The sequence below is a fragment of the Tabrizicola sp. genome (assembly GCF_022842145.1).
GTDB lineage: Bacteria > Pseudomonadota > Alphaproteobacteria > Rhodobacterales > Rhodobacteraceae > Tabrizicola.
In genome coordinates this window covers 180,602-196,270 of record NZ_JALHQD010000007.1, presented here as the reverse complement: position 1 = coordinate 196,270, position 15,669 = coordinate 180,602, and the positions used below count along the sequence as shown (strand labels likewise).

14 protein-coding genes are annotated in these 15,669 nt (G+C 65.0%); 6 read left to right on the top strand and 8 right to left on the bottom strand.

What is annotated here, in order from left to right; all coding sequences use genetic code 11:
- Positions 1-4: 4 nt before the first annotated feature.
- From Q0C42_RS16470 to Q0C42_RS16435, 8 genes are all read right to left on the bottom strand, one after another.
- Positions 5-1,432 carry an MBOAT family protein gene (locus tag Q0C42_RS16470; RefSeq protein WP_295078322.1) on the bottom strand — a complete coding sequence of 476 codons (1,428 nt, stop codon included), beginning with the start codon at positions 1,430-1,432 and terminating at the stop codon, positions 5-7.
- Between the two features lie 4 nt (positions 1,433-1,436).
- Positions 1,437-2,864 (bottom strand): right-handed parallel beta-helix repeat-containing protein, encoded by a 1,428-nt coding sequence (locus Q0C42_RS16465; RefSeq protein ID WP_295078320.1) that lies wholly within the window; start codon positions 2,862-2,864, stop codon positions 1,437-1,439.
- Positions 2,864-4,303 carry a mannose-1-phosphate guanylyltransferase/mannose-6-phosphate isomerase gene (locus Q0C42_RS16460; RefSeq protein WP_295078317.1) on the bottom strand — a complete coding sequence of 480 codons (1,440 nt, stop codon included), beginning with the start codon at positions 4,301-4,303 and terminating at the stop codon, positions 2,864-2,866. Before Q0C42_RS16460 ends, Q0C42_RS16465 begins: the two co-directional genes overlap by 1 nt.
- Complete coding sequence (locus tag Q0C42_RS16455; protein WP_295078314.1) at positions 4,300-5,391, bottom strand: hypothetical protein; 1,092 nt, start codon at positions 5,389-5,391, stop codon at positions 4,300-4,302. Before Q0C42_RS16455 ends, Q0C42_RS16460 begins: the two co-directional genes overlap by 4 nt.
- A 24-nt stretch (positions 5,392-5,415) precedes the next feature.
- Positions 5,416-6,888, bottom strand: coding sequence for a glycosyltransferase (locus Q0C42_RS16450; protein ID WP_295078310.1), 1,473 nt, complete (start codon positions 6,886-6,888; stop codon positions 5,416-5,418).
- Positions 6,888-8,207 (bottom strand): nucleotide sugar dehydrogenase, encoded by a 1,320-nt coding sequence (locus Q0C42_RS16445; protein WP_295078307.1) that lies wholly within the window; start codon positions 8,205-8,207, stop codon positions 6,888-6,890. Before Q0C42_RS16445 ends, Q0C42_RS16450 begins: the two co-directional genes overlap by 1 nt.
- Positions 8,208-8,491: 284 nt before the next feature.
- Positions 8,492-9,157 (bottom strand): response regulator transcription factor, encoded by a 666-nt coding sequence (locus Q0C42_RS16440; protein ID WP_295078304.1) that lies wholly within the window; start codon positions 9,155-9,157, stop codon positions 8,492-8,494.
- Between the two features lie 298 nt (positions 9,158-9,455).
- Positions 9,456-10,079: a glutathione S-transferase family protein gene (locus Q0C42_RS16435; RefSeq protein WP_295078301.1), complete on the bottom strand. Its 624-nt coding sequence runs from the start codon at positions 10,077-10,079 to the stop codon at positions 9,456-9,458.
- Positions 10,080-10,148: 69 nt separating this feature from the next.
- On the opposite strand from Q0C42_RS16435, the gene Q0C42_RS16430 reads away from it, so the two are divergent.
- From Q0C42_RS16430 to Q0C42_RS16405, 6 genes are all read left to right on the top strand, one after another.
- Positions 10,149-10,853, top strand: a complete 705-nt coding sequence (locus Q0C42_RS16430; protein WP_295078298.1) for a YafY family protein — start codon at positions 10,149-10,151, stop codon at positions 10,851-10,853.
- A gap of 51 nt (positions 10,854-10,904) precedes the next feature.
- Positions 10,905-11,819, top strand: a complete 915-nt coding sequence (locus Q0C42_RS16425; protein ID WP_295078295.1) for a glycosyltransferase family 2 protein — start codon at positions 10,905-10,907, stop codon at positions 11,817-11,819.
- Between the two features lie 35 nt (positions 11,820-11,854).
- Positions 11,855-12,667 carry a hypothetical protein gene (locus Q0C42_RS16420; protein ID WP_295078292.1) on the top strand — a complete coding sequence of 271 codons (813 nt, stop codon included), beginning with the start codon at positions 11,855-11,857 and terminating at the stop codon, positions 12,665-12,667.
- Positions 12,664-14,454, top strand: coding sequence for a glycosyltransferase family 2 protein (locus Q0C42_RS16415; RefSeq protein WP_295078289.1), 1,791 nt, complete (start codon positions 12,664-12,666; stop codon positions 14,452-14,454). The genes Q0C42_RS16420 and Q0C42_RS16415 overlap by 4 nt, the downstream gene beginning before the upstream one ends.
- Before the next feature lie 89 nt (positions 14,455-14,543).
- Complete coding sequence (locus Q0C42_RS16410) at positions 14,544-14,882, top strand: hypothetical protein (RefSeq protein ID WP_295078286.1); 339 nt, start codon at positions 14,544-14,546, stop codon at positions 14,880-14,882.
- 52 nt (positions 14,883-14,934) lie between these two features.
- Entirely contained in the window at positions 14,935-15,660 is a 726-nt protein-coding gene (locus Q0C42_RS16405; protein ID WP_295078283.1) for a HupE/UreJ family protein, read from the top strand.
- Positions 15,661-15,669 lie beyond the last annotated feature (9 nt).

The window sequence follows — 15,669 nt, the reverse complement described above, 5'->3', positions numbered from 1 at the left end:
ACTCCTAGAACTGGAAATACAGGAAGGGAGAGAAGCTCTGTTCAGCCAGCCGCATCACGGCCAGCGCGAAGATCACGGTGGTCGCAAAGGCGGGCAGGACCGTGCCGGACCAGGCCAGCTTCCCCGAGGGCAGGACCGCGTGGTAGCGCCGACCCAGCCAGTCGCTGAGAAACGGCTCGGACGCCGCAATCAGGATCGCCACCATCAGCATGGCAAGGCTTTCGCGGGTGATCTGCACGGCGATCTCGAAGGGCAGCGCCCAGCCGTTCAGGCCCAACATCCCGGCGTAGAAGTCCATGGCCGTTCCCATGCCCGTCGCCCGGAAGGCCACCCAGCCGATCAGCACGATAAGCAGCGTCCGAAGCACATTCAGGGTGCTTTTCGGCGCACGGGCCATACCGGTCCAGCGTTCCAGCGCCAGCCAGCCGCCGTGCCAGGCGCCCCAGAGGACGAAGGTCCAGTTGGCGCCGTGCCACAGGCCCCCGAGGACCATGACCGTCATCAGGTTGACATAGGTGCGGCCCTCGCTGATCCGGTTGCCGCCCAGGGGGATGTAAAGGTAATCTCGCAACCAGACCGACAGGCTGATGTGCCAGCGCCGCCAGAACTCGGTGATCGATCCCGAGATATAGGGCGTGTCGAAGTTCTCCATGAACCGAAAGCCCATCATCAGGCCAAGGCCGATGGCCATGTCGCTGTAGCCCGAGAAGTCGAAGTAAAGCTGCATCATGTAGGCCAGCGCGCCGACCCAGGCCAAAGGTGCGGTGGGGTCAGGCGTGGTGAAGGCCAGGTCGGCAAGAGGTGCCAGGCTGTCGGCGATCAGAACCTTCTTGCCCAGCCCCACGGTAAAGCGCGCCATGCCGTCGGCGAACTTGTCAGCGGTGTGGGTGCGGTCGCGGAACTGGTCCTCCAGGTCCTTGAAGCGCAGGATCGGACCCGCGACAAGTTGCGGGAACAGCGAGATGAAGGCGGCGAAGTCGAAGAAGTTGGCGGTGGGACTGGCATCCCGGCGGTAGACGTCGATCAGGTAGCTGATCGACTGGAAGACGTAAAACGACACGCCAATCGGCAGGATCAGGTGCCAGTGGACGCCGAGGCCTGCAGCATCGGTGCCCAGCATCGCCGCAAAGCTGTCGATGAAGAAGTTCAGGTACTTGAAGACCCCCAGCACCGCGAGGCACCCGGCGGTGCCGATGGCGCAGGCCCAGGTCGCCCGGCGCGTGCCGAGGTTGGCCCCGATCACCCGCCCGAACCCGTAGGTCCACAGCGTCGTCAGGATCAAAAGCCCCAGGAAGTCGATCCGCCACCAGCCGTAGAAGGTCCACGACCCGGCTAGGATCAGGGCCGACCGATAGCGGAAGGGCGTGATGTAATAGAGCCCGAGGAACAGGGGCAGGAACAGGAACAGAAAGGTTTCCGAGGAAAATACCATCGGGTTACTCCGGCTTACAAGGATCGGGGGTGGCAGTCGTGGCACTGTTGGCCGCCGGGATGACAAAGGCGTCGTGGGCTGCAAGATAGGACCCGAGCCAAGGCGAGAAGTCGCCCGCGAACTGGCGCGGGGTCTGGCGGGAGAGGTCATTGCCCGCCAGTCGCACCTCGCCCAGGTTCGCGGCGCTGAGACCCTCGCGGTTGCCACGCAGGAGGTTGTCCGACAGCAGGACCGGCCCCAGGCCAGCCTGCGCCTCGACCTCGATCCCCGCCGAGGCGTTGTCCAGGATTGCGTTGTCGGCGATGCGCGCCGCGCCGGTCCGTGTGAGGCGGAGGCCCGCGGTGCCGTTTCCGGCGATGATGTTGCCCTGCACAGCGACGCAGGTGGCCGGGCCAAGGCTGATGCCAGACCCGGCATTGCCCAGAATGACATTGCCGCGCAGGCCAAGGCGCTGGGTCTTGCCGTCGATCTGCATGCCGTTGCGCCCGCCTTCGACGATCACGTTGCCCGCGATGACCACATCTTCCAGAACACCGGAAAGCCGGATGCCCGCCCCGCTGTCGGTGCCCGCGATGCGGTTCCCGGCCAGCACCACGCGGCGTCCGTCCTTGACCGACACTGCCGCAGCTCCTGCTCCGGAAAAGCGGTTGCGGGTCACGACCATCCCGTCCGCGCCTTCGAAGGACAGGCTGAAGACATTCTGGAACCGGCTTCTGACCACCACCGGCGGGCTGGCCGGTTTCATCAGCCCGCCCGTCAGTACCGAAACTCCACGGAAAGCCACCGGCCCGTCAAAGCCGAGGTCGGCGAAAGTGGATCTTTCCGCGCGAAAGCTGCCCTGCCCGGTCACAAGGAGGAAGGGGCGGAAGGTGGGAACCCGGGCGTTCTGGCCGGCGTCGCCCCTGAGGGTCGCGCCAGTTGCACGCACGTCTCCGAAGCTGAGGACGAAGGCTCCGCCAGCGGTGTCGAGTTCCAGAAGCTGGCCCTTCGTCAACACCAGCGCCGCGCCGGGCCACAGGACCAGGGGCCGCGACAGGCGCCAACCGTTGGCGCGGCGCTGAAGGTAGCCTGCAGCCTCAAGCTCGGGCAGGGTCGCGGTTCCGGACAGAATGTAGATCACATCCGTCGTGCTGGCCTGCGCCAGTTGCAGCGAGAGGTGCCCGTTGCCGCCCGCAAGGATCGCCAACTGCGTCAGCGCCGCCTGGACATCCCCTTCCAGCACCTTCATCGGCCCGGCGGCCGGGGCTGCCGACTGCGGCACGTCCGGAAGCACAATGCCCCCGGCCAGCCGGTCGGCCAGGACCGCCAGCACTTCGCCATCCGCGCCCCCGTCCAGCACGCGGGCGATGGCCCCGTGCAGGACCGCGTCCGGCTCGGCCCGCAGGGGACCGGCCAAAGCGAGGACCGCCAGAAGGACCGCCGCAAGGCGCATCAGATCGCCTCCGGCAGCCGCTCCGAGGCCAGGAGCATGAGGTCGCGCCGCAAGGCACTGACCTCGGTCCCGCCGCGGAAGACGAGGTGGACCAGCTTCAGCTCTTCATCTGTCGGGTTCGACAGAGGCAGGGCTTCATCCGGCTCGATGGCCACGGTCTGCCCGCGCCGCACCGTCACCTCGCGCCCGTCGATCATGCAACGCCCTTCACCCGACAGGACCGTCAGCAGGCTGGGCCCGATACCGGTACCATTGACCTGCAGCGATGCCTTCTTCTGCACCGTCATGATCCGCATGTCGTTGCCGACGTCCGTCGGCATGGTCTCGACCCGGCCCCAGGGCATCTCGCGCAGGGTGTGTGTCCGCACCTCGCGGCGCTGGTTGGCCTTCAGCCGGTCGACCAGTTGTTTCACGTCCTGCGAGTTCGACCGTTTCGTCACCAGCAAGGCATCCGGCGTGTCGATGACCACCGTGTCCTGCATACCGATCACCGCCACCAGACGCGTCTCGCTTTGCACCAGCGAGTTGCGGGTGTTCATCGCGATCACGTCGCCATGCAGCACGTTGCCGTCCTGGTCGTGGTCCGCGATCTTGTAGACCGCGTTCCAGGCGCCGACGTCATCCCACTCGACCCCGTGCAAAGGGGCCATGGCAATTGTGGGCGTCCGTTCGAAGACCTGACGCTCGGTCGGCTCGTTCGCGGCCTGGCGAAAGCTTGCCTCCTCCAGCACGATGCCAAGGGTCCGCATTTCGGCCCCTTCAAGCGAAGCGGTGACGGCCGAATGGGTCACCGGGTCCAGACGGCGGAACTCGTCGATCAGCGTCGCCGCCCGCATCAGGCTGATGCCCGAAGCCCAGAACACGCCGCCCGCCTCGATCAGCCGCTGGGCGTGCTCGTACCCCGGCTTTTCCACGAACTGCGCCACCTGGTGCAGGCCGGGATAGTCCGGCACCGCCCCGCCGTCGGTGATGTAACCATAGCCGGTTTCGGGATAGGTCGGGATGACGCCGAAGCTGACGATCCGTCCGTCCTCGGCCGCCGGGCGCATGGACCGGATGATCCGGTTGATCCCGCCCTTGATCATGTGGTCCGATGGCAGGACCAGGATCAGCGCATCCGGGTCCTGCCGGTAGGCGCACAACGCCGCAGCAAGTACGGCAGGCCCGGTATTGCGACCGACAGGCTCGCCGATGACCTGGCCCTGAAGCTGGAGGTCAGCCAGTTGGCGGTGGACCAGTGCGGCTTGGCCGGCATTCGTCACCACGATGGGTTCAGCGAAATCAGGGCCACGGTGGCGCTGCAAAGTGGCCTGAAAATAGGTCAGGCTGCCCTTGCCCTGCGTCGGCTGGAACTGTTTCGGCTGCTCAATCCGGCTCATCGGCCAGAGTCGGGAGCCCATACCACCGCAAAGAACTACGGGAATGATGGGTTGGGTCATGGCGCGTCTGCCTTTTCTTCGGAAACGAGGGATCTGGCGTAGGCGGTGACCGGCTGGATCAGCTCGGGAACCGCGCGGCGCAGGGTGACTTCGGCGAGCTGACCGACGAGATCGTCGGCCAAAGGCTGGTCAGGGATCAGACGAACGGGAACCGGTTCACCGGGTGCAGCCGTGCCGATGCCGCCGGGAGCAAGGTGCGCCGTCACGTCGCGGCCGTCGGCGAACCGCAGATCGACCGCGCTGGACTGCGCCAGTGCCAGCATTTCCTCGGGCAGAACCGTGCCGGTCAGGACCAGAGGCGAATCGGGCTGCGACACCCGCAGCACCGGATCGCCGGCAAAGACGGTCGAGCCTGCCTCGACCCCCAGCACCTCAACCCGGCAGTCGCAGGGCATCACCACGGACAGGGTCTGCCCGGTATTCGACCGGATCGCGAAAGCGACGTCGCCCGACTTGGCTTCGGGGTCGAGGAAGTCGATCTGCCCCGTGGCCGTCGCAGCCAGGGCGCGACCCTCGAAGCCCACGACTGCGGGGCTGACAAGCTGATACGTGAACACCCGCTGGTAGACCTTGGTGGCGACCAGGCCCAGAAGCAGGGCCGTCAGCGCCAGCAACAGAAGCGTCCCGCCGAAGCGCCGGACCCGGCGCGCCGGGGCCACGCCCTTGGGCTTGGCTCCTGCGGGGGACCGCACCGTCAAGACATTTCCCAGCGTGACCACGTCCCCGGCGATATAGGCATTCAAGAGGTGCCGAAGCTGGGGCAGGTGCTCGCCCATCGGTTCCAGGAACGCCAGCGTCGCCGTGCCCTTGGCCGCATCTACCTCGTCCAGCCGGACTTCGACCGACAGGCCGACGGTATAGCCCTGAAAGCGGAAGACCACCCAGGCGAGGCGTTCAAGTCCCTGCATGTGGGGATCGATCAGCCCGCTGATCGTCGCCCGGACCAACGAGATCTCGCGGCCCTTGTACTGCCGCCCGTCGATCTCGACGTGGAACGGGATGTCCAGCATCGGGTGATCGGCCGGCCCGCCCCAGGTGACGGCAGCCGGACTGTTGCGGGTCGTGGAAGAGGTGATCGCTTTGTCCAAGGGTAGGTCCTTTCCAGGCGGGTTTCAAACAAGCCCAGACAGCAGCATGACCCCGAAGGTCAGCCAGCCGAGGGCAAGGACATGCACGTAGGTCGAGCCGAAGGCGCGCAGGCGCTCGCCAAGGGCGGGGGCTGCAAAGCCGGTGGACTGCCGGGTCCAGCGCTGGCGATCGAGGCGGAACAGCACGTAGCTTTTCACCCCCGCGCCGACGATCTGGCTGAAGTACAGCAGAAGCGGATAGGTGATCGGAAAGCCGCGGCCCCGCACGGTGGCAAGCACCCAGCAGAAGACGTAGCGCGTTGCCATCACCCAGGCGATGTAGGCGGGTAGCACCAGGGGCTCGACGAAAAGGGCGGTCAGGGCGACCGAGATCGGCCCGGCCAGCGTGGTCCAGATGCCAAGCTTCTGGTCCAGGATCGACCACCAGGTGAACAGCCCGATCCGCCGCGGCCCCAGCGACAGCGCGCGCCCGTTGGTGCGCAGCATGTTGCCGAACCAGCGGATCATCAGAGTGACGGCGCTGTCGGCAAAGCCGGGCAGCGGCTGCGTCTCCATCGAAAGCGAGGTGACGTCGGGCAGGTACAGCATCCGGTAGCCGCGTTGCAGCAGCCAGTACCAGGTCGACTTGTCGTCTCCGGTCAGGAAATCGACGCGCCCCAGCCGCCAGTGGTCGATGTGGTCGTGCTGGACCAGACGGATGAACTCTGGCTGGGTCGCAAGGTCGGCGCGGAAAACCGACATGCGACCGGTCAGCGTGAGGACGCGGCCTGACAGGCCCATCGAGCTCATCATCATCTGCCGCTGGGTGAAGCGCAGGGCGAACCAGTCGCCAAAGAGGCTTGGCTTGATCTCGACCGCTTCGTCGGTTGTCAGGGCGCCGACAGTCGGGTCGGTGAAGAACGGGGCCGAAGCCGCGACGATATCTTCGGGCACGCAGCTGTCGCCGTCGACCAGCAGCAGGATGTCGCGTGGCGACGGCGCCTGCCGGCCGATCAGCCGCAAGGACCGGGCCAGGGCATCGCGCTTGCCGGTGCCGGGGATCTGGTCGATCACCAGTTCGACCCCACCCATCGGCACGTCCATCAGCGAGTGGACACGCCGGATCAGCCGCAGGTCCGAAGTATCGACGACCGAGGCGACGATCGTCGCGCCGCCCTTGGCCGCTGCCGCCGCCCGGAACAGCGCGTGATAGACCCGCCGCGTGGTGTCGGTGTCGATCTTGTAGCTGGTGATCAGGAAATAGGCGTGGCCGTGAACCGGCTCTGCCGCATGGGCAGCCTGCGCCCGCGCCTTGAGCCGGGGATAGGAGAAATGGATGTAGGTCAACGCCCGGAGGTAGTTGACCAGGGCCCAGCCATACCGCCAGGCCCCGACAACACCCACGACGATCAGCCCGTCCGAGACATGGCCCAACGCACCCGGCGGGATGCTGAGCACCAGAAGTGCCAGCACCGCCAAGTACAGGACGTGACCAAGGATGACGGACGGGCGGGTCATCACCAGCAGATCCCCTCGTAGGTGCCTTCGGACCGCTGGCCCGGCTTGATCCGGGTCAGGTCGATCATCGGGCGGTTGCCCAGAGCGGCCTGCAAGGGACGGATCGTCTCGTCATAGCGGTTGCCCACCAGAACGATGTCCGACCCCTCGATCAGCTCGTCGATCGAGCCGACCAGACGGCTGCCGAGAGCGATGTCCTGCTCCAGCCCGCGGCCGACCGAGGTGTTGTCGTTGGCGAAGGCCTCGTGGACGAAGGGGTCATAGACCGACAGCTCCATGCCGCGGCCGATCAACCGGCTTGCCAGTTCGGCAAGCGGGCTTTCCCGCAGATCGTCGGTGCCGGGCTTGAAGCTGATGCCCACCATTCCGACCCGCCGCTTTCCCGAAGCCTGGATCATCTCTTCTGCCCGCGCGATCTGCGCCGCATTCGCGACGAGAACCGCATCCAGCAGAGGCGAGGCGACCTTGCGATCGGCCGCGAACGCCCGCAGCGCGCGGACATCCTTCGGCAGGCAGGACCCGCCAAACGCGAATCCCGGGCGGAGGAAGTAGGGGCTCATCGAAACCTTGTGATCCGAACACAGGATCGACATGACCCGCTGGCCATCCAACCCGGCCGCCTTGGCAATGTTCCCGATCTCGTTGGCGAAGCTGACCTTCACCGCCCGCCAGGCATTTGATGTGTATTTCACCATTTCGGCCGTCGGCAGGTCCACGAGGTGCATTTCGCACGGCAAGTCGCGGTTCAACTCGGTCAGCAGCGCGCCGGTTCCTGCGTCCAGCGCGCCGAAGACGATCAGGCCGGGGTCCGCGTAATCCTGGATTGCGGTGCTTTCGCGCAGGAACTCCGGGTAGTACCCGACCCCGAAATCCTGTCCTGCAACTTTGCCGGAGGCTTCTTCCAGCAGGGGAATGCAGACCCGCTCCATCGTTCCCGGCACGATGGTCGACCGCATGATCACCGAGTGGAAACCCGGATGGTCCGCCAGCGCCCGACCGATCTCGCCGCAGACCGCTTTCACATAGTCTAGGCCAATCGAGTCATCCGCCGCACTGGGCGTGCCCACGCAGACGAACGAGGCGTCGGACCCGTGGACCGCCGCGCGCGCATCGGTCGTGGCGGTGAGCCGACCCTCGGCCACCACATGTTCAATCAGTTCAGGCAGGCCCTTTTCGACGATGGGCGACCGCCCCTCGTTGATTGCCGCCACCCTGCCCGGATCGACGTCCACCGCGACGACCTGATGGCCGTCCCTGGCAAGACAGGCAGCCGAGACAACCCCGACATAGCCGATTCCAAACACTGCAAGACGTGTCATTACCCGTTCCTTTTCCCCGGTCGTCAGACCGCAATTCCCCACACCGCATGCAGCAGTGCAGCATCCCGTAAACAGGGTAGGCACGGTCCGAAGCCTGCGAAAAGTCAGGGAAAAACCCCTGTTTTCGGGGGTTTTTGTCAGGCGATCCCCCTACATTGCAGGGTGATCCTGACGGACTAAACCGTCGGTGTAAGGGTTTTCCTGTCAGGACTTTCTGCAGGTGCGAAGGTGGCGCTGCCACCGAAACGGCGGTTTTCAGATCCCATTGAAAGCCGGCGCTTTTCTCAGCCGGCGGTGAGCAAGGGTCCGTCAACCCAACCCTGGGCGATGGCGAACTCCACGATCTGACGACGGCCGGACAGGTTCAATTTGCTGGTCCCGCGGGCCTTGTACGTCTCGATCGTCTTGGATGAGAGATCCAGCTCACGGCCGATCTCCTTCAGCGACTTGCCATGTGCCACCGATTTCAGCACGAACAACTCACGTTCGGACAGACGACGGTCCTGGACAGGCGCAGGGGACGGGTCTTCGGCTCCCAATCTGGGAGCGATCACCGCCGCAAAGGCCTTGTCGATGAAGATGCCGCCCCGTGCCGTCGTGGCCAGGGCGATCTTCAGCACGTCGAATGACACGGTTTTAGGCAGAACTCCGTGGAACCCGGCAAGGATACAGTCACGCGCCAGGCTTTCGGACAGAGAACTGCAATAGGCCACCATCGCCGTGCCGCGACCGCTCAATTCACGCGCAAGCTCGGCAGGAGCGACGTCGACCTGGGCGGGATCAATGATGATGACATCAAACCCACCAGGTGCTGTTTCCTCTGCGTTGGAGCCAAGGAAAACGGTACGCGCAGCAAAACTGGCGTCCTGCGTCAGCAGGGCGGCAATTCCGTCTGCAAGCAACGGATTGGCGTCGATAATCGCGATGCTCAGTCGGTCAGGCGCATTCATCGCCGCCCTCCTGCGCACGCGCCTGTGCATATGCCAAGCGTCCCACGTCCCATGTTCCCAAGTCCCACTTCCGGCTGATCAACGCAGTCCGGACGGGATTGTTCCCTTGGAAGTCGCACAAGTGCCGCGATGCAGCAGCGCCGCAGCATCTTTCCGCCGATCCTGTCTTCGCGGCTTTGGATCCGCCAGAATTCCGCGCGAACAGGGCGGCATGTGCCCAGCTAAAGTGCAGTTTAAAAACAGGAATTCTGAAAGACCGGAGCCATGCGGAGGCTCCGGTCCATTCATGGTCGCAATCTTAGGCCGCGGCGCGCAAAGCCTCCATCCGCTGCGCATCTTCTGCGCGAACCTTGGCACTTGCTGCGCGTGCCTTGCATCGGTCCACCCAATCGCGGATCAGCGGATCGTCCGGGGTGCCCTCGGGGAACCAGGCGTAGGGTCCGTGCAGCAGGATATCCGCCGCGCTGAATGCCTCGCCCATGATCCAGGGGCCTTTCTCCAGCGCGGCCCTCAACCGCGCCGCAGCCGTCTTGTGGTCGCGGATCGCCGCAGTCAGCCACGGGTGCGAGACGCCGGCACCTTCCAGGATGAAGGCCGGTTCCAGCACGCCCTGATACCAGGCCATCCAGGTGGCGAAGGCGCCCCACTCCGGGGTGCCGACCTTTGGCGCCATTGCTCTGTCCGGGAACAGGCTGGTCAGGTGCAGGATGATCGCCGCCCGCTCGGTCAGAACGACGCCGTCATGCACCAGCGCCGGGACCTTGCCCTCGGGGTGCGGGTTCGCAGGGTCGCGTCCGCCCGAGCCGTCCATGCGGGGGATCGTCACCGTGCGCACCTCGACCCAGTCCTGGATGCCCATCTCCTCAATCAGCGACAGGATCGCGACCGAGCGGCTTTCGGGGGAGTGGTAAAGGGTAAGCATGTCTTTCTCCTTTGATTGTCGATGGGATCAGATTAGCCTCGGCCTCCTGCCAGAACCTGTCAGGATCAGATGCCGAAGTCCGACCGCCTGTTTCGCCTGTTGAATACCTTCCGGCTTCTGCCCCAGCCGGTGACCGCCGCCCGGCTGGCCGAGGAAATGGGCGTGTCAGAGCGCACGCTTTACCGCGACATCCAGGCTTTGCGGCTGGCGGGTGCGCTGATCGACGGCGCGGCGGGTGCGGGTTACACCCTGACCGAGGACCCTGCCCTGCCGCCGCAGATGTTCACCCGACTGGAAGTCGAGGCGCTGATCCTGGGTCTGGCCGAGGTGAAGATGGCCGGCGACCCCGCGCTGGCAAAGGCGGCAGCGCAAGCGCAGGCCAAGATCATCGCCTCATTGCCCGACCGGGTGCAGCGTCAGGCAGTCCACGCGGTGACCCAGACCTACCGCCACGAACGCCGTGCGCCCCTGCCGCCGCACATGCAGACCCTGCGCGAAGCGGCTTGGGACGAGCGGGCGCTGGACCTGTCTTACTGCGACCTGAACGGCCAGGTGACCCACCGCCGGATCTGGCCCCTGGGCACCGTCTTTCTGGACCGCGAGGTGCAGTGCCTCGCGTTCTGCTGCCTGCGCCAGGATTTCCGCCGCTTCAAGGTTGCGCAGATGACCGACATCCGGCTGACCGACGAAAGCTTCCGCCCCCGCCGCGTGCCCCTGTTGCGCAGCTTCATCGACCAGTTGCGCACCGAGGGCCGCCGCCCCGCCCGCGCTTGAAAGCCTTTGGAACCGCGTGATAGCGTCCCGCCGCACGTCCAGGGAACCCAGATGACCGACGCCCCCGCCTCGCTTGATCCGACCAAGAAGCCGGCCGGGGCCATGACGATGGTCTACAAGGACTATTACTTCCTGCAGCGCTGGGTCGAGTATTACGGCCGCCAGTTCGGGCGCGAGCACCTTTATATATTGTCACACGGCGGCGACTCCGAACACGACCGCATCTGCCAAGGCGCCAACGTCATCCACCTCCCGCGCGACCCGACGATGTGGCGGATGGAACGGCGGCGCTGGGGCATCAACACCCAGTTCTCGGCCGGGATGCTGCGGTATTACAACTGGTTCATCGTCAGTGACGTGGACGAGGTGGTTATCGTCGACCCCGCCGTCGCGCCCGATCTGGTGACTTACCTTGGCCGCTACACCCATGCGAAGAAGACCCCGGCGTCACTCTGTCCTTTCGGGATCGAACTGGTGCACAACCCCGAAGCCGAGCCCGAGCCGCTGGCTGACGACCAGCCGATCCTGTCGCGCCGCCGCGTCTTCCGGGCCAACGCCAATTACGCCAAGCCTTGCGTTTTGCGGAAGGAAACCGGCTTTACCATCGGCGGGCACGCCAATAGCCACCAACCGCGGGTGCTGGACCCACATCTCTACCTGATCCACCTGCGCTTTTTCGACTTCGACCGCGTCACGGAACGTCTGGCCGGCCGCAAGGACATGCGCGCCATCATGGCCGGCGACCGCAACGCCGATGAGGTTGGCCGCGCTTGGGGAAAGGATCTGGAAACCTTCCTTGCGCTATCCAAAGGCGTCGCCGTGCGCGAGGATGCCGAGCTTCCCGACTTCCGCAAGAAGATGGTCGAAGAACAGCAACACCTGCATGACGGCAAGATCACCTTTTTCGGCGGGGGTCGCACCAAGTCGCTTTTCCGACTGCCCGAACGTTTCGCCCACGTCTTCTGATCTCGGGTTCTGACCCCATCGCCAAAGGCTCCATCATGGAACTCAACCGCCGCCCCGTCGCCTCGCTCTGGATCGGGGAAAGCCTGCACTACATCAACCAGCTCTGCCTGAAGTCGCATCTGGTGATGGGCCACCCGGTGACTCTGTATTGCACCGACACGGTGCGGAACGTGCCGCAGGGGGTCGAGGTGCGCCCCGCGACCGAGATCATGGAGATCGACCGTGCCATCGTCGCTGAAACCTCGGCCTCGTTCCTGTCGAACGTCTTCCGCTACAAGATGATCGCCAAGACTGGCGCGATCTGGATCGACTGCGACGCCTACTGCCATCGCCCCTTCGCGGAAGGGCAGGAGCATATCTATGCAGGCCACGGCATGCGTGGGGCGTTGAATTGCGGCGTGGTGGCGATGCCGAAGACGGGCAAGCTGATCGAAAGCCTGCTCGACTACTACGACAACCTGCCGGACTATCCGGCCTGGTGGGGCAACCGGCAGAAGAAGAAGATGGACAAGCTGGACCGGTCACTGCCGAAAGCCGTCCGCATCTTCCAGACCGAACGCACCGCCTTTGGACCCCAGGCCTTTACCCACTTCGCGCAGGTGACGGGCGACATCGACAAGGCGATGACCGCCGACACTTTGTATCCCGTGCCGTTCCAGCTGAACGACGTCTTCTATGACCCGCATTCCAACGTGGAAGGCCACTTCACAGACGCGACGCTGTCGGTCCACATCTACACCAACGCCGCCCGGCCCTGGTGGCGGAAGAACCCGCCCTTGAAAGGCAGCTACATCGCCCGGATGTGCGAAAAGCTGGACATCGACCCCACCGCTGCGCTGGAAGAATGACCTTCAGGAAGCAGACCAGCCCGCATGGGTCGCTGGTGGCGCTGTCCACCATGAAGGACGAAGGCCCGACCGTGGTGGAATGGGTGGCCCACCACCTTGCCGTCGGTTTCACGGAGCTGATGGTCTACACCAACGACTGCACCGATGGCACCGACACCCTTCTCAAAAGGCTGGAGGCGATGGACATCGGCGTCCATCACCGCGAAAACCTGATCCCCGAAGGGATGAAGCCGCACCCCTCGATGCTGAAAAGCGCCGGCGAGGAAGAGTTGATCATCAACTCCGACTGGGTCCTCGTGCTGGATGCCGACGAGTTCCTGTGCATCAACCACCCCTCCGCCACGCTGGACGGGATGGTGACCGACCTGAACGCGATGAACGCGCAGGCCATTGTCCTGACCTGGCGCATCTTCGGGTCGTCCGGCATCCGCGACTGGTCTCGCGCACCCATCACCGACCAGTTCACCCGCGCCGCGCCCGAGTTCTGGAACAAGGGCTGGGGCACCAAGACCATGCTGCGCTATGATCCCAAGCACCTGCGGCTGGGCATGCACCGTCCGATCATCAAGTCGCAGTTCAAGGACACCGACTATCCCGACACGCTGCTCTGGCTGAACGGCTCGGGCCGCCCGCTGGAAGACTGGTTCAAGTTCCGCGGCTGGAGGTCCATCCGCAGGACGGTGGGCTACGACTGGGCGCAGATCAACCACTATGCCATCAAGTCGATGGACGCCTATTCCCTGCGCAAGTTCCGTGGCAACGCGAACCTGAAGAAGGACAAGTACAACTCGGACTACTGGTCGCTTCAGGACCGCAACGAGGTCGAGGATACGCGCATCTTCCGGCACCGCGAGCGGCGGGCCGAGATCATGGCCGAGTTGCTGAAGGACGACGAAGTCCGCCGTCTGCACGAAGCCGCCCATGCAAGGGCCGAGGCGCGGCTGGCGGAATACCAGCAGTCACCGGACTACCAGGCCTATGTCGCGAACCTTGTCGCCGCCTCGAACGTGCCGATCAGCCAGGTCGTCGCCAAGCCGCCGAAGGCCCGCGACCCCGAGGCGGTGAAAGCCGTCCAGACCAAGCTGGAACAGCGCCGCAACGCCCAGCCGAAGGAAGAACGCCGCACTCCGCCCCCGCCCGGCTGGGGCTCGCCCTTCGCTTCGCCCTATGTCTCGGGCGAAGCGGACCTGTCCGCCGAAATCCCGCTGGAACTGGTGGAGAACCAGTCGCTGAAGGTCCCGCTCGACCCGCGCGTCTTCACCGCGGCCACGCTGGAGGTGCTGAAGTCCGGCAAGTTCGACCGCCGCCATGCGCGCAACATCGCGGGCTTCCTGAACGGCTGCACAAGGCTTCTCGACCTCGACTGCGGAATCGGCTTCGTCGCCCTGCGCGCCCGTGCCGCGAACCCTGACCTGCAGGTGACGATCCACGAGGAAAGGCCATCGCTGCTGCTGATGTCGCGCCGCATCACCGCGCTGAACTTTCCCGACCCATCCGGCATCGCCTGGTCGCAGGCGACGCTGAACCCCGAGGGTACCTGGTCCGGTCTGCACAAGCTTATCCTAGACACCCGTCCCGAGGTCCTGCGCCTATCCGGCCCGCTTCTCCCGTCCGAGGCCTTTACCGAGGCAGCCCTTACCGCCGTTCGCCGTATTCTGGTTCCTTTCCTCGACCCATCCGAAGTGACCGCCGCCCGGACCAAACTGGCTCCGATCCTGACTGAGCTCGGTTTCGCTGAGGACATGAATGGCGAGCCGAACGGCACGATCTACTTCCGTCGGGAATGATCCTCCGCCCGGCTTGCGGGAGGTGCGGGCACTACCTACCTTCCCCCAAGCAAAGAACGACAGGGGAAACCATCCCCGAAAGGCAGGGAATGCTGGCGATCCTGACCAGTTTGGGCATCCGGAGGGCGCTTTGCCTGGCGCTGATGCTCGCACTGGCGCTTGGCCCTGCGGTCGAGGCTTCTCATCACGGCCCGGGACCTTTGGCCGCCGAGGTGGACCACCATGACCACGCAGCGGACTCGCGCCATCACCATCCAGAGGCCCACCACGACGCCAGCGACCATGACCATGTCAGCGTCGCCTTGCTGGGACACGAAGATGCCGGAGTCCACCCGAAGCCCGGTCGACTGGAGTTTGTCGGCGCGGTGGTGGCCGACAGTTCCCCCCCTGACGGACCCAGGCGTCCACCCCGTCCGATGATGACCTGAGCCACTGCCCCAAGCGGCGGTCCGACAGTTCTCATCCGTCAGGAAAGTTCACATGGTTTCCACCCAACGGCCGCAGTGGCGTCCCCCCTTGCCCTGGCAGGCGCTGTTGGCGCTTGCCACCGTCACGGCGGCCATCCTCGTCGCCGGAGCCGCCTTTGCCCACAACGTCACCGAAGGCGACGCGGGCTATGTGCAGGAGGTCACGGGCTTCCGCCCCATCGCCTTCATCTATCTCGGCGCCAAGCACATGGTGACGGGCTACGACCACCTGCTGTTCCTGGCCGGAGTGATCTTCTTTCTCTACCGGACGAAGGACATTGCCATCTATGTCAGCCTTTTCGCCGTCGGCCATTCCGTCACGATGATCGCCGGGGTCTGGTGGCAGATCGCGATCAATGCCTACCTCATCGACGCGATCATCGCGTTTTCGGTGGTCTACAAGGCGCTGGACAACCTAGGCGCCTTCCGGCTGTGGTTCGGCGTCCAGCCCGACACCAAGGCCGCGACGCTGATCTTCGGTCTTTTGCACGGCTTCGGTCTGGCGACGAAGATCCAGGACTATGACATCTCGCCGGACGGGCTGCTGGGCAACCTGATCGCCTTCAACGTCGGGGTGGAACTCGGACAGCTGATGGCGCTGGCGCTGATTCTGCTGGCGATGCGTCAATGGCGGGCGCGTTCCGCCTTCGCGCGGCAGGCCTATGCCGCGAACGTCCTGATGATGGTGGCTGGCTTTGCCCTGATGGGCCTGCAGATCACCGGCTATTTCGTCGCCTGAAGGGAGGGC